The organism is Brevibacillus centrosporus (assembly GCF_003710815.1).
Classification (GTDB): domain Bacteria; phylum Bacillota; class Bacilli; order Brevibacillales; family Brevibacillaceae; genus Brevibacillus; species Brevibacillus centrosporus.
In genome coordinates, this window is record NZ_RHHP01000032.1 from 40,046 (window position 1) to 64,191 (window position 24,146).

Annotated in this window: 28 protein-coding genes; 2 read left to right on the forward strand and 26 right to left on the reverse strand. The window is 50.4% G+C overall.

The window, feature by feature from the left end; all coding sequences use genetic code 11:
• Positions 1-116: 116 nt before the first annotated feature.
• The 3 genes from EDM55_RS22675 to glmU all read right to left on the reverse strand — a co-directional run bounded on the left by EDM55_RS22675 (position 117) and on the right by glmU (position 3,189).
• Positions 117-737, reverse strand: coding sequence for a 50S ribosomal protein L25 (locus EDM55_RS22675; RefSeq protein WP_092274951.1), 621 nt, complete (start codon positions 735-737; stop codon positions 117-119).
• 94 nt (positions 738-831) lie between these two features.
• Positions 832-1,782 (reverse strand): ribose-phosphate diphosphokinase, encoded by a 951-nt coding sequence (locus tag EDM55_RS22680; protein WP_092274948.1) that lies wholly within the window; start codon positions 1,780-1,782, stop codon positions 832-834.
• Between the two features lie 21 nt (positions 1,783-1,803).
• Complete coding sequence (gene glmU / locus EDM55_RS22685) at positions 1,804-3,189, reverse strand: bifunctional UDP-N-acetylglucosamine diphosphorylase/glucosamine-1-phosphate N-acetyltransferase GlmU (protein ID WP_092274945.1); 1,386 nt, start codon at positions 3,187-3,189, stop codon at positions 1,804-1,806.
• 196 nt (positions 3,190-3,385) lie between these two features.
• On the opposite strand from glmU, the gene EDM55_RS22690 reads away from it, so the two are divergent.
• On the forward strand, positions 3,386-4,399 hold the full coding sequence (locus EDM55_RS22690) for a CobW family GTP-binding protein (protein ID WP_122961457.1): 1,014 nt from the start codon (positions 3,386-3,388) through the stop codon (positions 4,397-4,399).
• 57 nt (positions 4,400-4,456) lie between these two features.
• Here EDM55_RS22690 and spoVG read toward each other — a convergent pair whose 3' ends face one another.
• The 11 genes from spoVG to metG form a co-directional block, all read right to left on the reverse strand.
• Positions 4,457-4,744 (reverse strand): septation regulator SpoVG, encoded by a 288-nt coding sequence (gene spoVG, locus EDM55_RS22695; RefSeq protein ID WP_092274939.1) that lies wholly within the window; start codon positions 4,742-4,744, stop codon positions 4,457-4,459.
• 207 nt (positions 4,745-4,951) lie between these two features.
• The gene (locus EDM55_RS22700) at positions 4,952-5,335 is read right to left on the reverse strand and encodes a RidA family protein (protein WP_092274936.1); all 384 of its coding nucleotides are present in this window, start codon (positions 5,333-5,335) and stop codon (positions 4,952-4,954) included.
• 66 nt (positions 5,336-5,401) lie between these two features.
• Positions 5,402-6,226, reverse strand: coding sequence for a pur operon repressor (gene purR / locus EDM55_RS22705; RefSeq protein ID WP_092274933.1), 825 nt, complete (start codon positions 6,224-6,226; stop codon positions 5,402-5,404).
• 55 nt (positions 6,227-6,281) lie between these two features.
• A complete protein-coding gene (ispE, locus tag EDM55_RS22710; protein WP_092275071.1) occupies positions 6,282-7,160 on the reverse strand; it encodes a 4-(cytidine 5'-diphospho)-2-C-methyl-D-erythritol kinase in 879 nt (292 codons plus the stop codon).
• A 169-nt stretch (positions 7,161-7,329) separates the two neighbouring features.
• Positions 7,330-7,515: a small, acid-soluble spore protein, alpha/beta type gene (locus EDM55_RS22715; protein ID WP_092274931.1), complete on the reverse strand. Its 186-nt coding sequence runs from the start codon at positions 7,513-7,515 to the stop codon at positions 7,330-7,332.
• A gap of 225 nt (positions 7,516-7,740) precedes the next feature.
• Positions 7,741-8,013, reverse strand: coding sequence for a biofilm formation stimulator Veg (veg, locus tag EDM55_RS22720; protein ID WP_055746088.1), 273 nt, complete (start codon positions 8,011-8,013; stop codon positions 7,741-7,743).
• A 212-nt stretch (positions 8,014-8,225) separates the two neighbouring features.
• Positions 8,226-9,122: a 16S rRNA (adenine(1518)-N(6)/adenine(1519)-N(6))-dimethyltransferase RsmA gene (gene rsmA / locus EDM55_RS22725; RefSeq protein WP_092274928.1), complete on the reverse strand. Its 897-nt coding sequence runs from the start codon at positions 9,120-9,122 to the stop codon at positions 8,226-8,228.
• Positions 9,123-9,125: 3 nt separating this feature from the next.
• Positions 9,126-9,674 carry a ribonuclease M5 gene (gene rnmV, locus EDM55_RS22730; RefSeq protein ID WP_092274925.1) on the reverse strand — a complete coding sequence of 183 codons (549 nt, stop codon included), beginning with the start codon at positions 9,672-9,674 and terminating at the stop codon, positions 9,126-9,128.
• A 168-nt stretch (positions 9,675-9,842) separates the two neighbouring features.
• On the reverse strand, positions 9,843-10,934 hold the full coding sequence (locus tag EDM55_RS22735) for a resuscitation-promoting factor (RefSeq protein ID WP_092274922.1): 1,092 nt from the start codon (positions 10,932-10,934) through the stop codon (positions 9,843-9,845).
• Positions 10,935-11,294: 360 nt separating this feature from the next.
• Positions 11,295-12,074, reverse strand: coding sequence for a TatD family hydrolase (locus EDM55_RS22740; RefSeq protein ID WP_122961458.1), 780 nt, complete (start codon positions 12,072-12,074; stop codon positions 11,295-11,297).
• Positions 12,075-12,109: 35 nt separating this feature from the next.
• Positions 12,110-14,140: a methionine--tRNA ligase gene (metG, locus tag EDM55_RS22745; RefSeq protein WP_122961459.1), complete on the reverse strand. Its 2,031-nt coding sequence runs from the start codon at positions 14,138-14,140 to the stop codon at positions 12,110-12,112.
• Positions 14,141-14,959: 819 nt separating this feature from the next.
• On the opposite strand from metG, the gene EDM55_RS22750 reads away from it, so the two are divergent.
• Positions 14,960-15,211: an AbrB/MazE/SpoVT family DNA-binding domain-containing protein gene (locus EDM55_RS22750; RefSeq protein ID WP_055746082.1), complete on the forward strand. Its 252-nt coding sequence runs from the start codon at positions 14,960-14,962 to the stop codon at positions 15,209-15,211.
• A gap of 131 nt (positions 15,212-15,342) precedes the next feature.
• Here the strand turns inward: EDM55_RS22750 and rsmI are convergent, their stop codons facing one another.
• From rsmI to EDM55_RS22810, 12 genes are all read right to left on the reverse strand, one after another.
• Positions 15,343-16,227, reverse strand: a complete 885-nt coding sequence (gene rsmI / locus EDM55_RS22755) for a 16S rRNA (cytidine(1402)-2'-O)-methyltransferase (RefSeq protein WP_092274913.1) — start codon at positions 16,225-16,227, stop codon at positions 15,343-15,345.
• Positions 16,211-16,525: a GIY-YIG nuclease family protein gene (locus tag EDM55_RS22760; protein WP_246011016.1), complete on the reverse strand. Its 315-nt coding sequence runs from the start codon at positions 16,523-16,525 to the stop codon at positions 16,211-16,213. The genes rsmI and EDM55_RS22760 overlap by 17 nt, the downstream gene beginning before the upstream one ends.
• A complete protein-coding gene (locus EDM55_RS22765; protein ID WP_092274907.1) occupies positions 16,476-17,243 on the reverse strand; it encodes a tRNA1(Val) (adenine(37)-N6)-methyltransferase in 768 nt (255 codons plus the stop codon). Before EDM55_RS22765 ends, EDM55_RS22760 begins: the two co-directional genes overlap by 50 nt.
• Before the next feature lie 92 nt (positions 17,244-17,335).
• Positions 17,336-17,707: a DNA replication initiation control protein YabA gene (gene yabA / locus EDM55_RS22770; protein ID WP_092274905.1), complete on the reverse strand. Its 372-nt coding sequence runs from the start codon at positions 17,705-17,707 to the stop codon at positions 17,336-17,338.
• A gap of 28 nt (positions 17,708-17,735) precedes the next feature.
• Positions 17,736-18,551, reverse strand: a complete 816-nt coding sequence (locus EDM55_RS22775; RefSeq protein WP_092274902.1) for a PSP1 domain-containing protein — start codon at positions 18,549-18,551, stop codon at positions 17,736-17,738.
• A 2-nt stretch (positions 18,552-18,553) separates the two neighbouring features.
• Positions 18,554-19,534, reverse strand: coding sequence for a DNA polymerase III subunit delta' (gene holB, locus EDM55_RS22780; RefSeq protein ID WP_092274899.1), 981 nt, complete (start codon positions 19,532-19,534; stop codon positions 18,554-18,556).
• A gap of 16 nt (positions 19,535-19,550) precedes the next feature.
• Positions 19,551-19,997: a YaaR family protein gene (locus EDM55_RS22785; RefSeq protein ID WP_092274896.1), complete on the reverse strand. Its 447-nt coding sequence runs from the start codon at positions 19,995-19,997 to the stop codon at positions 19,551-19,553.
• Between the two features lie 102 nt (positions 19,998-20,099).
• Positions 20,100-20,429, reverse strand: a complete 330-nt coding sequence (darA, locus tag EDM55_RS22790; protein ID WP_007719896.1) for a cyclic di-AMP receptor DarA — start codon at positions 20,427-20,429, stop codon at positions 20,100-20,102.
• Between the two features lie 138 nt (positions 20,430-20,567).
• The gene (gene tmk / locus EDM55_RS22795; RefSeq protein WP_122961460.1) at positions 20,568-21,203 is read right to left on the reverse strand and encodes a dTMP kinase; all 636 of its coding nucleotides are present in this window, start codon (positions 21,201-21,203) and stop codon (positions 20,568-20,570) included.
• 42 nt (positions 21,204-21,245) lie between these two features.
• Positions 21,246-22,718 carry an aminotransferase class I/II-fold pyridoxal phosphate-dependent enzyme gene (locus EDM55_RS22800; RefSeq protein ID WP_122961461.1) on the reverse strand — a complete coding sequence of 491 codons (1,473 nt, stop codon included), beginning with the start codon at positions 22,716-22,718 and terminating at the stop codon, positions 21,246-21,248.
• A gap of 97 nt (positions 22,719-22,815) precedes the next feature.
• Entirely contained in the window at positions 22,816-22,998 is a 183-nt protein-coding gene (locus EDM55_RS22805; RefSeq protein ID WP_092275068.1) for a sigma factor G inhibitor Gin, read from the reverse strand.
• A 60-nt stretch (positions 22,999-23,058) separates the two neighbouring features.
• Positions 23,059-24,054: a hypothetical protein gene (locus EDM55_RS22810; RefSeq protein ID WP_092274887.1), complete on the reverse strand. Its 996-nt coding sequence runs from the start codon at positions 24,052-24,054 to the stop codon at positions 23,059-23,061.
• Between the last annotated feature and the right edge of the window lie 92 nt (positions 24,055-24,146).

Here is a 24,146-nt window from a genome sequence, read left to right on the forward strand (position 1 = left end):
CTCTTTCCCCATTGTACTAAAATGGTTCCGCGAACAAAAGACAAAGCCCGCAATGAGGTCATATGAATAGCCAAGAAAAAAAGGCCAGGCAGCTTGCACCTTGGCCTTTTTGCTTTCTATACCCGATTGGACTGCTCGGTCGATCCCGCTGCTTCCGCCACTTGCTCGGCATCATGCTGCGCCTCAATCGATTCCTCGGACTTGGCTTTGACAGGCAGAACGCTAATGAGAACTTCTGCCGCATCCAGACCAAGCTCGACTCCGGCCGGAATCACCAAATCGCTGACGAGCACGACGTCGCCAATATTCAAGCCATCTACGTCCACGGTAAACGATTCTGGAATATTGCCCGGCAGGCAGCTAATCTCCACGCTATGGCGAACCAACGTAGCCACACCCAGCTCTGGATCGCCCGTCATCAACACCGGCACAGTCGTATGTACCTTTTCATTCATATTGATCTTTTTAAAGTCGGCATGGAGGATGTTCCCCATTACCGGATGTCGCTGCAGCTCATACACCATGACATCGTAGGAACTGCCATCAACCATAAGTTTGTAAGGTTTATTTGTCGCTTGCCGACGCAATGCTGCATCCAGTTCTTTTCCTTGTACCTGGATCTGTTGATTGGTTATGTCGGAACCGTAAACTATCCCAGGAACCCAGCCGTTTCGCCGCAGTTTCTTGACCGAATTGCCCATTCCCTGCGCTCGTGATTGACCCTGAATCGCTTCCACAAAAAAACCTCCCTTGGTCCGCTAGTAAAAGATTCCTCACTAGCTTGTCCAACGGAGGTTTGTTTCAATCCCCCAACAGTAGGGGGCATGTCAATTAATCAAACAGCTTGCTTACCGACAGCTCTTCGTGTACGCGGATAATCGCTTCGCCGATGATCGGTGCAACAGAGAGAACGGTAATTTTGTCGATGATTTGCTCTTCTGTGAGTGGGATCGAGTTGGTTACGATCAGCTCACGAATATTGGAGTTGCCGATGCGCTCGATAGCTGGACCGGACAGCACAGGATGTGTGCAGCATGCGTATACGTCACGCGCTCCCGCTTCCACCAGTGCGCTCGCAGCCAACGTGATGGTTCCTGCTGTATCGATAATATCGTCGATGATGATCGCGGTTTTTCCCTCGATGTTCCCGACGATGTTCATTACTTCCGCTACGTTTGGCTCCGGACGGCGTTTGTCGATGATCGCGATTGGCGCTTCCAGACGCTCAGCCAGTTTGCGAGCGCGGGTAACACCACCGTGGTCAGGAGAGACTACCACGATGTCCGACAGACCTTTTTCAGAGAAGTGTTTTGCCAGAATCGGTACGCCCAACAGATGATCAACCGGGATGTCGAAGAAGCCTTGGATTTGGGTCGCATGCAGGTCCATCGTGATTACACGTTGTGCGCCAGCTGTTTCAATCAGGTTGGCAACCAGTTTCGCTGTAATCGGATCGCGTGCGCGTGCTTTACGATCTTGACGAGCATAGCCGTAGTAAGGAATCACTACGTTGATGCTCTTAGCAGAAGCACGTTTCAATGCGTCTACCATTACCAATAGCTCCATCAAGTGCTCATTAACGGGAGCAGATGTCGGCTGAATAACAAATACGTCACAACCGCGAACACTTTCATTCAATTTGATTTGGCACTCACCATCACTAAAGCGCACTGCTTGCGCATTTCCGAGTGGTACACCAATATGTTCGGCGATTTCTTTCGCCAGTTCTGGGTTAGCGTTGCACGTAAATACCTTCAGTTTTGGGTCGCGGTAGTTAGCCATGATCTTCTCAAGAACCTCCCGTTATGATTGCTTTTTGCCCTTGCGAGGCATTCTGTTGGCGTAATCGATTTTATTCACTTGTCGTTCACGAGCGATGGCCAGGGCATTATCTGGCACATCCTGGGTGATCGTAGAACCAGCTGCTACATAAGCATTCTGCCCTACTGTGACCGGAGCAACCAGATTCGAGTTGCATCCGACAAACGCACCATCTTGCACGGTCGTTTTGTGTTTGACTGCTCCATCGTAGTTGACCGTAATTGTTCCACAGCCGATATTGACGCCAGCGCCAATCTCAGCATCCCCAACATAGCTGAGGTGAGGAACCTTCGAGCCTTCGCCGATTTTGGCATTTTTCAGCTCAACGAAGTCACCGATTTTTGCTTTTGGACCAATCACACTTCCCGGACGAACATACGCGAAAGGTCCGACGGTGCTCTCGTGCTCCACACGCGCATCCACCATGACAGTGTAGGTCAAGGATACATTGTCCGCAACCGCAACATCCGTCAAATCTGCATTCGGTCCGATGACACAGTCAGATCCGATGGTTGTCCGCCCGCGCAGGAATGTACCTGGATGAATAACGGTGTCAGATCCGATGGTGACGCCTGCCTCAATGTAAGTAGAGGAAGGATCCAGAACGGTCACGCCGTTGCGCATGTGTTCAACAACAATGCGACGTCTCATGTACGCTTCCGCTTCAGAAAGCTGCACGCGGTCGTTTACGCCCATCGTTTCATCAGGATCCGCCGCTTCAAAGGCAGCTACCTTTTCACCGGCATCCCGCAAAATACCGACAACATCTGTTACATAGTATTCGCCTTGTACATTGTCATTTTTCACTTGTGCCAAGGCTTTCCATAATTTTTGGTTGTCATAGCAGTATATGCCCGTGTTAATTTCCTGGATCGCCCTTTCCTCAGAAGTGGCGTCCTTGTGTTCCACGATTCGCAATACTTCGCCTGCCTCATCACGCACGATACGTCCATACCCGGTTGGGTCAGACAGCACGGCGGTCAAAACGGTAGCAGCCGCTTCCTGTTCTTCGTGATAGGTCAATAACGCGGCTAACGTCTCTGCAGACAAAAGTGGGACGTCTCCGTACAAAAGAAACGTAGTGCCTTCTTTATCATGTAAAAATGGCGCTGCCTGCTGGACGGCATGCGCCGTTCCCAACTGTTCTTCTTGTAGTGCATATGCAACGTCTTCGCCCAGTTTGGCGCGGACTGCGTCAGCACCATGACCTACGACGACAACGATATCCTTCACCTGCATCGATGCCATCGTATCCACAACATGTTGGACCATTGGCTTTCCGCAAACAGGGTGAAGAACCTTGTACAGCTTCGATTTCATCCGTGTACCCTGACCAGCCGCCAGAACCACGGCATGGATCTTAGACATGACAACCCTCCATCGTAGAAGTTCCACAATGACTATATCTTAATCATATGTGGATTTCAAGACAATCGATTCAGGATTATCGTCGTTTTCCGGACAATGCCGGGAAGTTGGACAAACATCGGACAACATTTAATTTTCTGATAAGAGTGTGATATATTGATGGTCGATAGGGTTTTGAAAAGGGAGGTCGATATGGATGAGTGCTCAGGTGTACTTGCTGACAGGTTATTTAGGAAGCGGAAAAACCACCCTATTGCAGAAAATGCTTGCTCATCTGCGCGTACAGGACGAAAAGGTCGTAGTCGTTATGAATGAAATGGGCGAAGAAGATATTGACGGGGAACAACTGCAAGGATTTGGGTTTCCTGTAAAAAAGCTGTTGGACGGATGTATATGCTGCTCGATTCGGGGAGAAATGACGGAGAGCCTAAAGGAAGTAATTACCTCCATAAATCCGGATAAAATCCTCATTGAAACAACAGGGGTTGCTGATCCTATCGATGTGATCGACGGTTTGACTCATCCTGAGCTTTACGAGCAGATTGAGATGAAAGGCATTGTCTCTGTCGTAGATGCTTCCCGCTTTTTGGAGCTGAACTCGCGCTTTCAATCTACCGGTGCGCTCGTCAAAACGATACGCAACCAGGTCAAATACGCAGATCTGCTGCTCGTCAATAAAGTAGATCGCACCACGGGCGATACCTTGGAGAAAGTAAAGCGAAAGCTGTCCGAGATCAATCCAAATGCCCCACTCTACGACACCGTACAGAGCGACATCGATTTGCACACGCTGCTATCGGTCTCACGTCTGTCTGAAAACATCGAGCTGCGACGAGAGGCGGTCAGCAGCGTTCCGGTGCAAAAGACGATCGGACGGATGTCACCCATGGATCGACTGAAGCAATCCCTTGGACTGAGCACGGGCCAGCCATCTTTATATAACAGCATAGAAACCTTTTCCTACCGTTTCAAAGGAGCCGTCGACGCTGGCAGGTTTGAAGACTTTCTGTACGACTTGCCCAAAAACGTCTACCGCGCAAAAGGATACGTGCAGTTTCACGGAAGAGAGGAACTGATTTCTTTTCAGCATACCGACAATCAGGTCCACTTGTTTCCCTTTGAAAACCATGGCCCGAAAATGGTAGCTGTCTTTATCGGTGAGGGAATGAACCGAGATAAAATCATTACTGACCTGGAAAGCTGCTATTGATCATCGACACACATCGAAGCACCCTGCCTATTCAGACAGGGTGCTTGCTTGTTTCACCTAAGCACCTGCTTCAATGGTGCTTTCTTCTTCTTGACCTACGCGATCGTACTCCGACAATACTGCTGCCTGGATTTTTTCGCGGGTAGTGGAAGAAATCGGGTGCGCGATATCACGGAACTCTCCATCCGGTGTACGTTTGCTTGGCATGGCAACGAACATGCCATTGTTTCCATCAATCACACGGATATCATGAACCACAAATTCATGGTCAATTGTAATGGACGCAATCGCTTTCATCCTACCATCCGTATTCACTCGGCGAAGTCTAACGTCTGTAACTTCCATCTAGTTCACTCCCTTTATCTATGAAAACGCGTTTAGGAGTATTTCCACCCTTTGGGTAAATATTCCTGCTGTATCTATGCAAATTTTTAAAAAAATATATAAATTTATTCATATCTACAGCATTCGTATGCATCTCAAGAGGGATTTGGTCGAAAAAAATAGCCTGGTGCACGTTAGGCACGAGGCTATTTGGTCCATTTTTGACGCTTACACTTCCAGATGAGCAATGATCTCGATCTCGACTTTTACATCGCGCGGCAGGCGAGCTACCTCTACCGTGGAACGCGCTGGCTTGTGATCGCCAAAATATTGTCCGTACACTTCATTCAATTGTCCGAAGTCGTTCATGTCCTTGATAAAGACAGTCGCCTTCACGACGTTCGACAAGCTGCCGCCTGCTTCTGCCAAGACCGCTTTGATGTTGGCGAAAACCTGATGCGCTTGCTCGACGATGTCACCTTCTACGAGGGTACCATCTGGGCGGAGTGGAATTTGACCGGACGCAAACAGGAGTGGTCCTACTTTTGTTGCCTGGCTGTAAGGACCAATCGCTGCAGGCGCTTTATCAGTGGATACAAAAGACATTGCCATGTAAATCTACTCCCCTCATTTTTTGAAAACGTGCCCCGTTCTCTCAGAGCAGACAAGAAAAGCCGCCTATCTACCGAAAAAACTTCCGAGCTCGATCTCGATTTGCTTGCCCTTGATGTCTACATCTTGAAGTTTGGCCAACGAAACGTATTCATCGACCAGTCGCTCAGAAACGTCTGCTGTCGTTTCTACCAATACGCCGCAGCCTACGACGGTAGCACGGAATTCTTGCAGCAGGTCGATCATTCCACGCAGCGTTCCGCCTGCTTTCATGAAGTCGTCTACAATCAGCACGCGGGACTGTTCAGCCAATGCACGCCGAGCCAGTGACATGGTCTGAATCCGCTTGCTGGATCCGGAAACGTAATTAATGCTAACGACTGAACCTTCCGTCACCTTGTTATCACGCCGCACGATCACCACGGGAACATTCAAAAACATCGCTGTCGCATACGCCAGTGGAATCCCTTTGGTTTCCACTGTCATCACCACGTCAACGTTTTTGTCCGCGTAAGCTGTCGCAAACAGCTTCCCGATCTGCGCCATCGTGGAGGGGTTACCTAGAACGTCTGACATGTACAGGTATCCGCCTGGCAGAAGTCGATCTGGATTCGCCAGTTGACCAATCAGCTCTTGTACAAAGGTAAGAGCCTCTTCGGTTTTGACTTGGGGAATGAACTTCACTCCACCAGCCGCACCCGCTACCGTTTTCAACAAGCCTACACCCTGTACCTCAAACGCTTCTTTGATGATGGATAAATCTTCGCTAATCGACGATTTCGCCGCCCCGTATTGTTCGGCAAACAGAGTGAGCGGAATCAGCGTATGGGGATGGGCGAGCAAGTGCTGAGTCATATCGACGAGCCGAGCACTTCTACGCAATTTCTTCATAGCTCTTCCTCCAAAACCGAATATTATGGTGCTAATGTATCATTTATATACGGGTCTATGCAAGCATTTCCCCTTCTTGGGCACCTAACATTCGGGCAACAAATACATCTTTTACAAATCCGCGCAAAGCATTGTAGATGCGATGCACTTTTGCTTCCTTTTGTACGAGCGCAAAAACGGTCGGGCCGCTGCCTGACATCAGGACACCGTCAGCTCCCGATGCCATCATCAGCTCCTTGATCTGTCGTACTTGCGGATGGAGAGACAAAGTCACATTCTCCAGAACGTTGCCGAGTGCCTGGCACATCATCGGGAAGTCCTGCTCCGAAATCGCCCGCAGCATTTGTCCCGTCAAAGGATGATTGTCGATCTCCTGGACGCGCAGATTTCCGTACACATCCGCAGTCGACACACCGATCGGTGGCTTTGCCAGAATCACCCAGCAGGGAGCAGGCGTATTCAGATGCGTGATCTGCTCTCCTCTCCCTTTTGCCAGAGCGGTTCCACCGTAAACGCAAAAAGGAACGTCTGAGCCGATCTGAGCCCCAACCGCAGCCAGCTCGTCCAAGGACAGTCCCAGATTCCACAATTGGTTCAGCCCTCGCAAGGTCGCTGCTGCATCACTGCTTCCTCCCGCCAGTCCTGCGGCGACAGGGATCTGCTTATCAATATACAAATGCACGCCTTCGCGTACCTGATAGCGTTCTTTTAAAAGTACTGCCGCTTTGTACGCGTGATTGCGAATATCATCCGGTACGAAGCTGGCAGAGCAGTCCAGCGTAATCTCTCCATCTCCGCGCAGAGTGAGATCTACACGGTCCGCCAAGTCTACGGTAGTCATCACCATTTCGACTTCGTGATAACCGTCCGGCCGCTTGGCAAGAACATCAAGAGTTAAATTAATTTTGGCCGGAGCTTTGACCGAGATACGCACGTTGTTCACCTCTGACTACTTTCTAATTTTCCTAGTCTCTTATTGTAGCATAGGCATTCTCTTCCATGCCACTCGATCAACCAAAAGAATATGATCAAGAAGATTATAATGGTTCGGAAAATAAGAGTCAGAGACAGAAGACCGGGAAGTCCCCGGTCTCGCCAACGAGTCATGTCGTATGCTGCTTGGCCAATGCTTCCTCGGCAATCTGAATGGCTCGTTTGACTAGGTTACCAGCGTCACTTGTCGTGATCGCTCCCCAGCCCTCGGTTTTCACCTTATCGTAAAATCCTAGCTCCTTGGCGATCTCCATCTTGAACTGCTCAGACATAATGCCTCGTCTGCGACGACCCATAACATCCTCCCCTTCTCGTTGACACAAATAGTTTGTGCAGCCAACAAGGGATTCAATCTCGATCCGGGGTGCAGCCAACACTTGGTAATAAAAAAACTCTGCCGCGGCCTATTCGCCGAGGAGCTTTCTGCACCCAAAAGGGACAAGTCTCGCCTTTACCTCGCTTATTTAGGTTAAGAATCTAAAGTTCTCTCTGCAAAACAAAACAGTAGAACCCAAAGGGCTCTACTGTTGTACAAATGTGATGCGGATGTGCTGATTCTCACGGCACACCGTCAACTCTACTGTTTCCGTCAAGATGTCCGCATAGCTGTAAGAAACCCGCTCGAAAAGTTGATCATCGTCTAGCTTTACTACAAATACTGATGGGTATGTTTCTTCGAGGATGCCACTTCGTTCGACGGTTTTGCGGCGGCCGCCATTTGCCTTCAGCAGGATGCGCTCACCAATATGTCCGTCTAAACTGCGTTTAATGTCAAGTAACGCGTTTCTTGCCATTGTTCCATCCACCTCGCTTACATCTATTATAACAGCACACACTTATTTTGTCAAAGAAATAAAAAATTATAGCAACCAAGCGGAGTTTTTGTCAACGGGCTTTTTTTCATGAATTACGTAGATATTTGTCAGTATTATATCGAAAGGAAGACGCAAACACAAAAAACCCTCACTTTTGGCGTTATAAGCCCAAAAATGAGGGTTCCCCAAGGCTACTGCCCAATCAATCCACGCCGCAAGCTTTCGTTCGCCAGTCGGGCAAACTCTTCAATGCTGAGCGTCTCCCCACGACGTGTGGGGTCGATCTGGATGTCGGCAAGCATCTGTATTACTTCGTCTTTCTGTTCTTTGCGAAACAGACCGTTCATTAGGTTGTTTAGGAGCGTCTTTCTGCGCTGTGCGAACGAGCTGCGAACGACCCGAAAGAACATGTCCTGGTCATCTACCTCGACCGGTGGACGATCCCTTACCTTCAGGCGTATAACCGCAGAATCGACGTTAGGACGAGGGATGAAGACGCTAGCAGGCACGATCATCGCTACTTCTGTTTCTGCATAGAATTGGGCTGCGACCGATAAAGACCCATAGTCTTTCGTACCCGGCTTGGCAGCTATTCTTTCCGCTACTTCTTTTTGAATCATCACCACGATGTTCTCCAGAGGAAGGCGTTCCTCCAGCAGCTTCATCAAGATCGGTGTCGTTACGTAGTAGGGCAGATTGGCTACCACACTGATCTTTTCTACACCCGCCATTTTCTCTGCTAACAATGCCTTCAGATCAAGCTCCAGCACATCGCCGTGCACGACCTCGATATTTTCATAGGGCGACAGCGTGTCCGCCAAAATAGGCAAGAGGCGCTGGTCGATCTCGATCGCCATCACCTTTCCTGCTGCTCGTCCCAATTGCTCCGTCAAGGCTCCAATCCCAGGCCCGATCTCTACGGCACCCTTTTCCTTCGTCAGATCCGCTTCTGCGACGATGTTGTGCAGGATGTTCGTATCGATCAGGAAGTTTTGCCCCAGACTCTTTTTAAAAGAGAAGCCGTACTTCTCCAGGACCTCTTTCGTACGCGTAGGTGTGGCAATGTCTTTGCCGGTCATTTGGGTCATGGCTTACTCCCTCTCTTTATCGATAGCTTGCATGGCAGCTTCAAATTCTTCTCGTTTGATCTGAAAGGCATTCAGGCGCGCGAGAAGCTGCTTGGCGTTGGCATAGCCGATCCCTAGCTTCTCACCCAGCTTGATTCGGCGTTCTTTGGAATCTCCGCCTGAGGTCAGCCCGTACGCCAGCATATCCTCTGCCGTGATCTCTCCCGCAGATTCGATCATCTCTGTGCGCACATCTGCGAGAGCTCGTACAATCACTTCGGGAGACGCATTCTCCACTCCGATGTCACCCTTCTTCGTACCGTCCTCCTGAGTGATAAACGCATGCTTGCATCCCGGTACAGCCTTGCTGATGATCCTGCGGATGCGCTCTCCCTGATAATCCGGGTCGGTGAAAATAATAACGCCTCGCTTTTGCTGCGCCAGGCGGATTTTTTCAATCACCCAAGTATGAATGGCAGATCCGCCCGTCTCGATCGTATCGGCGTTGACAGCCCGCTTGATCGCCACAGTATCGTCCCTACCCTCCACCACGATAAGTTCCTTGATTTTCATTCCTGTGCTCCCACTTTCGTACATTGTCCATATGGTACAAGTATGCCAAAAAAATGCGGTCAAAAGCCCCAAAAAGGCGAAACGATTTCCGCCCATTCAACGTCTTACTAACAACCAGATTAGCACGGCTCACAACCAAACAGAAGACAGGAGCATGTCGCTCCTGTCCTAAGGCTTCTGCGGTCCAATTATATAGACAGTTTTGTTACGCTTGCGGCCAAACTGAACCGCCTCCGATTCCGTGCTAACAAATACGTCAATCTTGCCACCTTTCATAGCCCCACCAGTATCTTCTGCTCGACGGTACCCAACTCCGTCGATGTAGACCCACCACCCATAAGGAATGACGCGAGGATCTACTGCAATGGTGTGCCCTGCCTGAGCTTTTACCCCAGTCGCAGTACGTCCGTAGCCTGCCGAGCTGGGATGCTTGCCCCCGCCTGCTGGCGAGTAAGCAGTCAAGGTAACTCCGTTCAGTACTTTTTTCGGCCTAAAAACTTTTCCACCGCGGGAGACCATCCCCGCCGATGCGACCAGAACTCTTTGCGAACTGTCTTCTGTGCGCATCGCCACCGCAGTCCCTACGGCGATCACATGGTCCTTTTTCGGAGTAACAACATCTCTCGAAACCAGCTCACGGGAGACTTCTTTGCCGTCCACAGTGACTAGCTTGTAGTGTGCAATTGCCTTACCTTCTTGTCCTGTTTGCAGTACTTTTGTTTTTCCTTTTTCCAACGCAGAATCGTTTTTACGGATTTCCTGATAGGTGACGCGCTCTTCTTCGTCTACCATCTTCTCGACAACGCGTTTGACGGTGATGGCTGAAGATTTTGCTAGAGACGCTGTCAAGGCCGGTTCTACCCGGTCCTTTTCACTGAGTGTGATGCCGCCGTCCTTCAACGCGCCAGCAACATCGCGGCTCAGTGTTTGAATCACTTTGGTCTGCCCGTCAATCTGGACTGGTATGGACCAGACTGTATGTAAAAATATTTCTGTTCCGTCTTTGAGCTTGGTCGTAGGTGCTGGTTGAAGGGAATCCTTTTCCGTCAGGGTGATCTGTCGCTCTGCCAAAAACTCTTCAACGGTCTCGGCTTTGGTAGCTACCTTGCGACTTTCACCATCTAACGAAAATGTGACCTGTTTTGGCTGGGTAGCCTGGGCAGAGAAATACCCAATCATGGGAATGATGACAAGAGCGAGGACCCCAAAGATGACGAGCCCCTTATTCTTATACCTTTCCCACATCGTGCGTAACTCCATTTCCCACACTCCTTTTCCTAGAAAAGCACAAGGCTTTTTCGGTCTAGCCAGGTAAGGGTCGCTGTAATTGCACTAATATTCTGGAAGTGGCCGGTACTAAACAAGATCGGATTTGATTGTATGTCACTTTTCCGGCTTTGTCAAATTTCCCCTACCTTTGGCTGAAGAGAAGATGGTACAAGCCTAGCAAAAAGCGTCTGACGAATCATAGGCAGTTGGTGTCGAGTACCCATGTCGATAGGACAATAATCGTTCGACATATTGTTCATGGTATGCTTCGACAAACGGGTGTAGAACACAGGAAAAACGAACGAAAAAAGCGGAAAACCACGAGCCGCGCCGTGATTTTCCGCTTTTGCTTTATTTTTGGGACTCATTTAGTCGAAATAATCGTCGGGCGTTCTCCGAAGTAATTTCAGCCATTTCTTCGTAAGACAAACCCCGAATGTTCGCCATTTCCTCGCAGACGTAACGGACGTAGCCGCTCTCGTTTCGCTTGCCCCGAAAAGGATGCGGCGTGAGGTAAGGACTGTCCGTCTCGATCAACAATCGATCGAGTGGTACTTTGGCCGCAACCTCTTTTGGCTGCTTGGCATTTTTGAAGGTGAGCGGTCCGCCAAAGGAGATGTAGAAATTCATGTCCAAGGCGAGCTTTGCCGTTTCCCAGCTGCCGGAGAAGCAGTGCATGATCCCGCCGACATCAGCAGCCTTTTCTTCCCGGAGTATCGAGATGACGTCCTGATGGGCATCGCGATTGTGGATGATGATCGGCATGTCTACCTTGCGCGCGAGACGAATCTGCTTGCGGAAAACGTCTGCCTGCACGTCCTTGGGCGACGTATCCCAGTAGTAGTCGAGACCCATTTCTCCCAGTCCTACGACCTTTGGATGACGACTAAGCTTCTCAATCCACTCCAGATGCTCATCCGTCATATCTTTTGCATCCTGCGGGTGCCAACCGACTACCGCATAAATAAAGTCATGCTTCTCAGCCAGCTCGATGCACGTCGGGATCGTCTCCGCGTTAAAGCCGATATTGACGATCGTGCTGACCCCGTTTTCCCTGGCACGAGCAATTGTCTCTTCGCGGTCCTCGTCAAATTCCTTGGCATTCAGGTGCGTATGCGTTTCAAATAACACGGGTTGATCCTTCCTTTCCTGCTGGATGCGCTCGCTTACTTCACGATCGCGCCGTTCGGCATGCTCGGATCTACAGTCGCAAGTGTCAGCGAATCTCCTGCAGATGCTGCTAGAATCATACCTTGGGACATTTCACCGCGCAGCTTTACTGGCTTTAAGTTCGCGACCACGATGACTTTCTTCCCAACCATATCTTCCGGCGAGTAGTACTTCGCGATCCCGGAAACGACCTGACGTTTTTCATAGCCCAGATCCAGTTGCAGGATCAGCAGCTTGTCGGCGTTCGGGTGCTTCGCGCATTCGACTACCTGTGCAACACGCAGCTCTACCTTTCCAAAGTCATCGATGCCGATTTCTTCCTTAGCATCCGCTGGTTTCTCAGCTGCAGCTGCTTCCGCCGCATTTGCTTGTGTTTCGCTCACACCTGCTCCACCTTCCGTTCCCTCTTGCTTCTTCTTGTTTTCTTCTGCTTGGCGACGCGCTTCCGCCGTTGACTCGTCGATGAATGCCAGCTCTGCCGCAACATCCAGACGCGGGAAAAGCAGCTCTTTGCGGCTAACCGTACTACCTACAGGCAATCCGCCCCATGTGCCGGCAGACTCCCAGCTGGTCGCTTGCTCATTTCCTACGATACCGAGTTGATCCCAGATTTTTGCTGGGGCTTTCGTCATGAATGGTTGAATGAGAATCGAGCTGATGCGAATGCTCTCTGCCAGGTTGTACATAACGGTTGCCAAACGGCCTTTAGTTTCTTCCGACTTTGCCAGGTTCCAAGGCATGGTCTCATCGATGTATTTATTGGTCCGTCCCACCAGCTCCCAGATGTGAGCCAGCGCGTTGCTGAAGCGCATTGCTTCCATATGCTCCTCAACCAGACCTTTTGTTTTCACAGCCAGCTCGATCAAGCTGTCATCCGGCTCTCCCGCAACCTCAGCAGCCGGAATCACACCATCGAAGTATTTCTCGATCATCGTCGCAGTGCGGCTCAAAAGGTTTCCGATGTCGTTTGCGAGGTCAAAGTTCAATCGTTGGACGAAGGACTCCGGCGTAAAGATGCCGTCTTGACCGAAGTTAATCTCACGCAGCAGGAAGTAGCGAACACCATCGGAGCCGTAACGGTCGATCAGAAGCTTCGGATCGATTACGTTTCCTTTGGATTTGGACATTTTGCCATCTGGCATCAAGAGCCAGCCGTGACCAAAGATTTGTTTTGGCAGCGGTACATCGAGTGCCATCAACAGAATCGGCCAGTAAATGGTGTGGAAGCGCAAAATGTCTTTTCCTACCATGTGCACATCCGCAGGCCAGAAACGGCGGTATTTACTGTCATCGTCGCTCAGGTAGCCCAGTGCGGAAATATAGTTGGTCAAAGCATCGATCCAAACGTAGATCACATGTTCAGGATCGCTTGGCACTTTGATCCCCCAGTCAAATGTGCTGCGAGAGACAGAGAGATCCTGCAGACCTGGCTTGAGGAAGTTGTTGATCATTTCATTTTTGCGTGTCTCTGGCTGGATGAACTCTGGATTTTCCTCGATGTGCTTGAGCAGTCTGTCCTGGTATTTGGACATGCGGAAGAAGTAGTTGTTCTCCTTCACCAATTTCACTTCGCGGCCGCAATCTGGGCAAAAATAGCCTTTGTCCGTCTTCGCCTGCGTCTCTGTCCAGAACGCTTCACATGGCACACAGTAGTAGCCTTCGTATTCGCCCAGGTAAATGTCCCCCTGATCGAGCAGGCGTTGGAACACCTTTTGGACGACTTCCTTGTGGCGCGGCTGCGTCGTGCGGATGAAATCATCATAAGAAATGTCCAGTCTGTCCCACAGGTCGCGAATCCAGTCCACGACAGGGTCGATGAACTCCAGCGGCTCTTTGCCATCCTGTGCTGCGCGCTCCTGAAGCTTTTGCCCATGCTCGTCCGTACCCGTCAGGTAGTAGACATCGTACCCACGCAGGCGTTTGTAGCGAGCCACTGCATCACAGGCAATCGTGGTGTAGGCATTTCCGATATGCAGCTTGTTACTGGGATAGTAGATCGGTGTGGTGATGTAATATGTTGGTTTCATTGCAACAAAACTCCTCCACTTTACGTTTAGTAATTAGAAAACTTGGCTTCGCCATTCCTATGGCGGAGCCTTAGTTGCCCTTATACTGGATAAGAATCTTATAAATTCTTAACTGTATAATAAAAGCCCGCCCCAAAAAATTGGGGCGAGCTCTAACTCGCGGTACCACCCAAACACTCCGTACCCTCACGGCATACGGACTTGGTGAGTCAAGGTCTGACTCTGCCCGTAACGTGGGCGTTGCGTCGCGGACTACTGGAAACGGCTATCCCGATTCGTGTTCATCGGCGAGACTCTGGGTCCATGTTCAGCTTGCTCGCTTATACCGGTTTTCAGCTACCCCGGCTCTCTGAAATAAGGAGGTCCACTTACTCTTCCCATCAAGGTCGTTTGCTATGTTTTGGTGCTTTACACCCTCTATTGTACACGACCAACCTGTTTTGTAAACCTCCCTCACCCTGCTTTCTCCAGAAAAAGGGCCTTAGTAGGAATTAAAGGGAAAACAGTGAAATAACGGTGATTATGTCGAATGTACAAACGATAATTCGACATGAACCGACTATAGGCTAGGCGAAAACTTCCAGTAAATTTTATCCAATTATTTTTACATAACATTTCCATATTGGAGAAAAACGTTGCTACAACAGTGTTTTCATTTTCAAAAAAAACTTTTGTTTTCAAAGAATTGTAAATGCTAGGTTGACACCTTTGGGAATCGCTGGTATGATGTTTTCAACAGAAAATGTCGAATATTGACGATAAATGGTTTCCGTTGAACAATAGCATCGACATGTCCATATTTGGGAGGAGAAATCACTAATGATGAAATCAACAGGTATTGTTCGGAAAGTGGACGAGTTGGGCCGCGTGGTAATCCCAATCGAATTGCGCCGCACGCTGGGTATCGCAGAAAAAGATGCTTTGGAAATCTACGTTGACGGTGAGCGCATCATCCTGAAAAAATACGAGCCTGCTTGCATTTTCTGTGGTAATGCAGATAAAGTATCTCACTTTAAAGGTAAAATCGTTTGCCAAGACTGCCTGTCCGAAATGCCAGTCGTAAAACGATAACTTTCTCTCTTTTACATATGTTGAGCCTTTTGGGGACAAGCCCCGAGAGGCTCTTTTTGCTTTTGTGCCGGATGTGTAAATAGAATCGCCTATTTGGATGCAAAAAAACTGGCCGTAAAAGCCAGCCAGCTCTAATCTTCGTCTTGTTCACGATGGTACTCGTTGTACACATCTCGTTTGGAGACACCGCGATCATCCGCAGCCTGCTTGATCGCATCCTTTTTGCTCAATCCCTGCTCACAGTACTGGTCGACGTGCTGGGTGACACTGAGCTCTTGCCACCACAAATCTTCCTCCTCTTCCTCGAGAGGACCTGTGTAGCCTTCCACAATCAAGCAAAACTCTCCTCGCGCTTCTCCTTCACGCAGCCACTCAATCAGTTCATCAAGCGTGCCCCGCACAAATTCCTCATAGCGCTTGGTCAGCTCTCTCGCCAGCACTGCCCGACGATTGCCCCATGCATCCCGAATAGCCACCAGTGTTTTGTCAATCCGATGCGGAGCTTCATAGAAGATGAGCGTTTCCTGATACTTTTTCAACCGCTCCAGCTCTTCGCGGCGCTCCTTGTTTTCTCTGCCCATAAACCCGCAAAATACAAAGCGATCTGTCGGCAGTCCTGATGCGATCAATGCCGTTAACCCAGCATTTGCTCCAGGAACCGGGATCACCGGATAACCAGCTGCTGTCGCATCGCGAACCAGATCAGCTCCCGGGTCTGATATCGCCGGCAGCCCAGCATCGCTGACTAGTGCGATCTGCTTTCCTTCTGCCAGCCACTGCAAGAGACCATTTCCGCTCGCTTCCTTATTATGCTCGTGATAGCTGACCGTTCGCTTGTCGATATGAAAATGGTTAAGCAGCTTTCGCGTCTGCCGTGTATCCTCACAAGCAATCACATCGACAGAGCGCAGCGTTTCCAGGCAACGGACCGTGATATCATCCAAATTTCCAATCGGTGTCGCCACCAGATAGAGGACACCGGCCTGCTCGGACGAAAAGCTACGCTGGATATTCACCATGAGGTCCCTCTCCAATCAATTCTTCTTTTTTCGGGCGGGAGAGCCGCTTGATTCCTTCCTCTCTCCTCAGCCCCCAGGAGCGGTCTGTCCCTTCTTCCCAATACAGCAATTCGACAGGTCCGCGTCCACGGGTGTATTTGGCTCCTTTGCCTTCGTTATGTGCTCGCAGTCGTCTTGGCAGCTCGGTTGTGTAGCCTGTGTAAAGACTCCCGTCCGCACAAGACAAAATATAAACAAAGTGGCCTTTATGCGAGGGAATCGCGTCTTCCGAAATAGACTTCCTGCAGCTCTTCACAGTATTCCTCTCCATTTTCATAGACAATCAACGGTGGCTGGATCCGCAGCTCCGGCTTGCCTCCCCGCATCCCTTCTATTAATACCATGTTGGGCTCAGCGTCGCGGCGAGGATACACGAGGCGCATCCGCTTCGGCTCGATTCCGTACTGGCGCATCAACGTAATGATCTCAATCAGACGCGTCGAACGGTGTACCATCGCGAGCTTTCCTCCGTTTTTCAGCAGCTGGCTGCCTACACGAATCACGTCTTCCAGAGAGAGCATGATTTCGTGACGGGCGATGGCAAAATGCTCACTGATATTTTTCTCCCCACTGGTGGCCGGCATATAGGGCGGATTGCAGGTGATCACGTCAAACTTCGCATGACCGAAGCGCTCCACCGCCTCCTTTACATCTCCGTGGTGCATGGTGATGCGCCCTTCCAGCTGGTTCAGCGCTACATTGCGGCTCGCCATGCTGAACAATCGCTCCTGAATTTCGATTCCTTCAAAAGAGGCTTCTGGTGTCCTGGTCGTCATAATGAGCGGAATCGCCCCGTTGCCTGTGCAAAAGTCTAGGATACGCCCTCTTTTTGGCGCCGAAGCAAAGCGAGCGAGCAGGACAGCGTCCATAGAAAAACAGAACACTTCATGGCTCTGAATAATTTTCATTTCGTGCGTCAGCAAATCATCGATGCGCTCTGATTCGAAGAGCGGCACATTGGTGACTGGTTCCATCCGTTGTTCATAACCCCTTTGGTTTACTCATGTATAAAAGCGACCTGACACATGGCCCAGGTCGCTTTTTCATCCGGCTATTGGTACACCGCTTATTTTTGAGGGCCTCCGCTTAAAAACGACAAGCAGAATAAACAATCGCCTTCTTTACGCAAGCTGCCAAAATGCACATTGCAGATATGAAACCCTTCTGCGTAGAGACGAGCAAGATTGTCGTATCCTTCTCCGACCACTGCCTTCTTGGCCTTCTCTTGTGCCACTGGGCGCGTTCCCTTTTGCTTCGGTGAAGTGCTTGTCTTTTTTCTGTCTAGTCGGTTGCGAAGGTGCTGGTTTTCAACGAGTAATTGGGCGTTTTCCTCCATCAAAACTACGATGACGTCTTTCAACTCACCGATTTCTTTGTAAAGGTCCCCAATTCGTTCTTCAATGCTCGCCATCTTGACGAAGATTTCCCGTTTGTCCACTCGCTCACCTCTCCCCTACTCCCATCTTTTATTCAAAAGTGGGAAGCCCTATCGCAATCTCATCTAGTCCAAACTCTGTGATCTTTTTATCGATCGAAAGCTCTACTTGAACGGATTGGTCGAGTACATTCACGGATACGACGCGTCCGTTCCCCATCGGGGTGCTTACGACTTTTCCGATGTCAGGCATCTCATCGCGCGTACTCTCGTAGTTGTCGTTCTCGTATTTTAAACAGCACATCAATCTGCCGCAAAGCCCGGAGATCTTCGCTGGATTCAACGAAAGGTTTTGGTCCTTGGCCATTTTAATCGAAACGGGCTCAAAATCGCCAAGGAATGTAGAACAGCAAAGCAATCGTCCACAGGGCCCGATACCGCCAAGCATTTTCGCTTCATCGCGAACGCCGATCTGGCGAAGCTCGATGCGGGTACGGAATACGGACGCCAAATCTTTAACCAGCTCACGAAAATCAACGCGTCCATCTGCCGTAAAGTAAAAGATGATCTTGTTGCGGTCGAATGTGTACTCCACATCAACCAGCTTCATGTCCAGTTTGTGCTCCTTGATTTTGGTCTGACAGACGGAAAATGCATTCTTGGCGGCCTGCTTGTTTTCGTCCACCTGCTTGGCATCCTTGTCGTCAGCGACCCGAATCACTTTCTTCAGCGGCAATACCACATCGGAATCCGCTACCTGCTTTTTTCCGATGACAACCTTGCCGTATTCGACTCCTCGCGCTGTTTCCACGATGACGGTACAATCTTTCTCGATTGGCAGTCGGTCAGGGTCGAAGTAATATATTTTGCCCGCTTTTTTAAAGCGGACTCCAACAACCTCGTACAAGGTTATCCCTCCTGGATTTGAAGAACCAACCGCTCAAGAGCCAACTGTGCGTTGGCATTTCGCTCTATCCGATTTTTCGTTTCCATGACCAAATCTATCCCGTGCAAGAGCTCAGCTTTTGTCCATACCAGTGCTTGTCCTTGCAGCACATCCTGTTGGTCGCTGTTAATGAGATGGGCATGCCTGCCTACTTGCACATACAGGATATCGCGCAGCCAAAGGATGAGCAAATCTAAAAAGAGGGGTAGTTCCTCTTTAATTTTGTCGCTCTTTTGCAACATATCATGGATGGTAAAAAGCGCAGACGAATTGCGTTGTTTGCACTCCTCAATCAATTGTATCACTAGATTTCTCAGCTGTGCAAACGATTCTGATTGGCTGAGCACCTTGGCCTCTTCCATATTTGTCGTAATATGGGAAGCAACCTGTGCCATGCCTGCCAAAACGCCTTCTCTTCGCAGTTCTACGGCGATTGCTTCTGCAGAAAGTGGGGAAAATTGTACGATTTGGCAACGCGACAAAATCGTAGGGAGCATCGCATGACTGTGCTCGGTAAGCAGCAAGGCCAGCACACCAGCTGGCGGCTCCTCCAAAAACTTGAGCAAGCTGTTGGCTGCCTGTGTCGTCATTTTATCGACATGCTCAATAATGTACACCTTGTGCTGAGATTCTACGGCTCGCATCGCCATTTCCTTTTGCAAGGCACGGATCTGGTCGATTTTAATAGAAGCTCCATCTGGCGTAATGAACAGCACATCGGGATGGTTGCCTCCCTCGATGCGTCTGCATGTAAGACAGGCCCCGCAGGCGTCAGCCTCCCTCTCCGGACAAAACAGGGATTTCGCCAGATGCAGGGCCATCTGCTTTTTGCCCGCGCCCTTGGGACCAGCCAGCAAGTAAGCATGTGCCAGTCGTTCGTTGCGGAGGCTATGGTACAGCAGCTCGGATGCTCGAGGCTGCTGGGAAAATTGTGTCCATGTCATGTTTCTCAACACCTAACTAAAAGTACAGGTTGATCAGCATACCGCGAATCTCACCAATGCGGGCGAGCAAGTCGATCATCGGAGCTTGATCACTGAGCAGCTCATCGGTTAGTTTGAGCAGCTCCGCATCTACTTCTTTCACGATCTTGTACAGCCTGCTGCGGCCACGCCGGTTCATCCCCCGTCGATCGTCTAAGGCGATACCGTATTTGACGGCTTCCTCCATGAACTGTTTGACGAGATTTTTATAGGAATAAAAGTCACGTACGGAGCGGGAACGAGCTAAAATCTGCCCTTGCTTGTCGATATCAGACAGCAGCCGGTTCAACCGCTCCTGGGACATGCGTTCATCTTCACCTTGCACCATCGTGCCAAAATTCAGCTTTTCCAGCTGAGGATTTCTACGTGTATCTGCCGTTTTTACCATGTCCAGTTTAGGCCGAAGACCATCGCTGATTTTCAAATCGCCACCTCCGCATCCGATTCACAGTCTTTTGTCCCCATGAGAATCAGTATATACGAAAGTGGCGAAAAAAGAGAGCAGGAACTACTTGAAAGAGAGCATTTAAAAAGAGTGGAATTCTCCGACGTCGAGTACGAATACGGCAGCTCCGCCTACCTGCACTTCCAGTGGATAAGGCATAAAGGAGTCTACGGCATTGCTGAGTGGGGATACAGGAGTGACCATCTGTTTACGGGATTTGCAGTTATGCGCAATGATGTCGATTACTTCCGGCACGCTTTCGTCAGACGTACCGATCAAGAATGTTGTGTTACCAGCGCGTAAAAAACTACCGGTACTAGCTAGCTTGGTAGCTCGAAACCCTTTTTTCACCAGCTGCTGAGACAGACGACCACTATCTTTGTCTTGGACGACCGCAACTACCATTTTCATCGGCTATCACCCTTTCCGCAAATAATCATTCCCATTAGGATGCTTGGTGTTTCATTGTATGATAAACATGTGGGCGTGGTACGATATTCTTCCTAAACATATTATACAGCATGTACGCGCTGAAACGGTACTGTCACCTTACAGTCTTGCAGTCAAAGCTGCCAAAGCGTCCGCGTACACCTGCTCCTCCGACTGACCGGCATCGATCATAACAAAGCGCTCAGGATCTCGCGCTATTGCCAGCTGGTAGCCTTCCCGGACGAGCTCGTGAAAACGCATCCCCTCCAGATCGAGACGATTTACCTCGCGCCCTCTCGCAGCATTAATTCTCGCCAATCCCACCTCGGGCTGGACGTCGAAAAACAGCGTCAGCTCTGGCATGCAGTCCCCTACAGCAAACTTGTTGATCGCGTACACTTCATCGATGCCCAATCCACGTGCATGTCCCTGATAAGCCAGGCTGCTATCGATAAACCGGTCGCAGAGCACCAGCTTGCCAGCTTCGAGAGCAGGCAGTACTTTCTCGGCCAAGTGCTGACTACGAGCAGCTGCATACAGCAAGGCTTCCGTTCTTTTGTCCATTTGGGTATGCGCTGGATTTAAAATAATTTCGCGAATTTGCTCCGCAATCTCGATACCACCGGGCTCCCTGGTCAGGAGCACGTCCATACCTCGTTCACGCAGCTCCTCGTAAAGCCGTGCGATGATCGTGGATTTCCCCGCTCCTTCACCACCTTCCACCGTGATAAAACGACCTTTTTTTCCTGTTGTCACTTCTAGACTCCTCCCAGATCGGTTAAATCGCTTGTCGCTTGCTTATCGAAGTACTTGAATCGTCTGCAGCTGGTCGTCCTGTACACCATGAAAACGGGTCTGTCCCTTCCGGAGCTCGAGGAGCATCGCCAATCCTTGGGCATCCACACGCTCACCTGGGACGAGAACAGGGATTCCCGGCGGATAAGGAATCACCATTTCCGCGACTACTCTTCCCAGCGAGTGGTCCAACGGGATGGATTCCTTTGGTAAATCGACGGCCTCATCCATCGGTAAGACCTGCTCACGCAAATAATACGAGGAGACAACACCTGCCTCCAAAATGCGCTCTGCCCCCGGCTCGACCTCTATATCCAAGGATTCCAGCAGCCGAGCCAACGAGTCCAGATCACGGGCGCAGGTCCCTGCTGATGCTGCCAGCAGCACATGAGCAGAATCGGCCAGCTCAGGAAAAATTCCGTGCTTTTCCATGATGTGCTGCAAGGCAAAACCGTTTATTTGCTCCGTACGCACGTGTAAAAACAGCTTCAAAGGATCAAGAGTCGCGTAAACACTGCTGGCATCGAGCTGCGGCCACTCCAGCCATTCCAGCCTGCCGGTACGCTCCCGCAGCTTGTCCAGCTGAGGCAAAAGCCGCTCCCATTCCTCGTGGGCTTCCTGCACCAAATGACGGCGGGCCAAATCGAGCGAAGCCATCAGTACATAAGAGGGGCTCGATGATTGAATCATGGCCAAATACCGAAACAGTCGCTCCCGATCAATCTGCTCCCCCTGCAGGTGCAGCATCGAGGACATCGTCATCGCCGAAGCCATTTTATGCGTGGACTGCACGGCTGCATCGGCACCGGACAGCATCGCAGAAAGCGGAAATGCCGGATGGAAGCCAAAATGGGAACCGTGTGCCTCATCAATCAAAAGAGGAATGCCGTGCCTGTGTACGGTAGCTGCCATTTTCTCCAGGTCGATTCCCATTCCATAGTAGGTCGGGTTCGTCAAAAAGACTGCCTTGGCGTCGGGATGTGCTTGCAGGGCTCGTTCTACATCCTCACGCCTGACTCCGGCAGCCACTCCGGTAGCCAGATCTACTGCAGGAACCAGAAAGATGGGCGTTGCTCTTGCCATGATAATCCCGTGATAAACGGATTTGTGGCAATTGCGTTGGACGAGAATCTTGTCCCCTGGTCGGCATACCGTCATGATCAACGCGAGATTCCCTACCGTACTGCCCCCGATGAGAAACCGCGTCTCCTCTGCACCGAACGCCTCGGCTGCAAGCTGCTGCGCCTCGGCGATCACACCCTCCGGCTGATGCAGATCGTCGGTACCGTTGATTTCCGTAAGATCGATTTCCAATATACTTTGAAACCTGTGTTTGCCTTCTCTGTCAAAGCTATGTCCCATTTTATGTCCCGGAACATGAAACGGATGCGGGCGACGTTTGACGTGCCGTTCCAGCTGTTCATACAGGGGGGCTCGCTTTTGCCGCTCCCGAAAATCAGCATGTTTCCCCAACACGTATGGCTCACGTCCTTTATTGAAATGAATTACCCACTATTTTAGCATGATTTGGCACGAAAAAAGGCATCGGGATTTATCCGTTGCCTTTTTTCCTTCACGCATCTTTCCGTAGCCATATTCTCCGCATCTGGTGAATAAAGAACGGGTACTTTTCATCCTGCACGTCCGTGTTCACCATTTCCTGCTCGCATCTTTCGCAAATAAACTGCTCACAGATGGCGATTCCGTCGCTGCGCTCCAGTTCACAGACGATACATCGCTGAGCAATCTTTTCCATAGTATGAACGCCTGCCCTTTTCCTCAATCTACCAAACATTATACCCCATTATAATCAGCATCATTCCCAAACGTTCGTCTTTTCGCCGATAGCTCGGTAGCTGTGGAGCAAGCTGCGTGCTTCCTGAAGTGGAAAACAAGCGCAAGCGTCTAGAACAATCGCTTGTTTCATACATAGAACCAACTCGTGCAGCGGCAGTCCCCTGATGATACCGTCCGGTTTGCCAATCACCAGTAAATCTGCGTCTTTCAGTGCTTTTTCCCACGTCCTGTTCGTTGTCCATTCCGGAAAGATGTCGTTCGGAATTGACTCATCCTCTTGGGTAACCAAGCATACCTCTTTTCCCTGCAACCAGCTTTTATCCATCTCTCTCCAAAGCACAGCAGGACCCCATAGCGCGACTCGATGCACGTTCGACTTTTCTGCTACAAGCCTACCTTCCCGCTCAATCCACTGCATCACGCGCCGGTGGTCCAAACGTTCGGGATACAGCCAGTCCTGCCCTACTCTTCGGTCCATTCCCATCGCGCGCGCTACGGTTTGTAGAGAGATACCCTCCTGATCGCATACTTCTCCGAGCTCCACAAAAAAACGTTCCTTCCACACAAAATAGAGCGGCAGCTGACGGACTGCCTCGTCCACCTCCTTCGCTTTACAGACCAGTGACACCCGTTGACTTTTGGCAAGCGACCGACAGAGCGTACGCACCCAGAATCCATCTGCGGTACCACCGATCAACGCCTTTTCTCCGTCTGCCACCAGCGCCATCCTGACGACCTCCCATGCTTCATCGCCATCGCTGTTGTCGACCAATCGCTGTGCCCAGCCATATGGGATGCTCGGGCCATATAATAGCAGCAGTCCAGGAGTCGCACTTAATACAGGAAGCGCCTCTTCCCAAGCCCCCTGTGACGCCTCTTTGGTCAGCAGCACTCCATCCACCTTTTGTCCAGTCCACTCCGCCTGCTTTCCATAAGGGATCAGCTGTATGCCGCAAGCTTTCAAATCCCGACTCACCACCGAAGGGATCTCCTCTGACAAAGCCAGTAATCGCAAATCCGTACCTCCTCTTCCTTCCTCCCTATCCTACCCATTCTTCCCTGCCGCTCATGCCATGGGCGCACACCAGCAAAAAAGCCGCCGGCAAC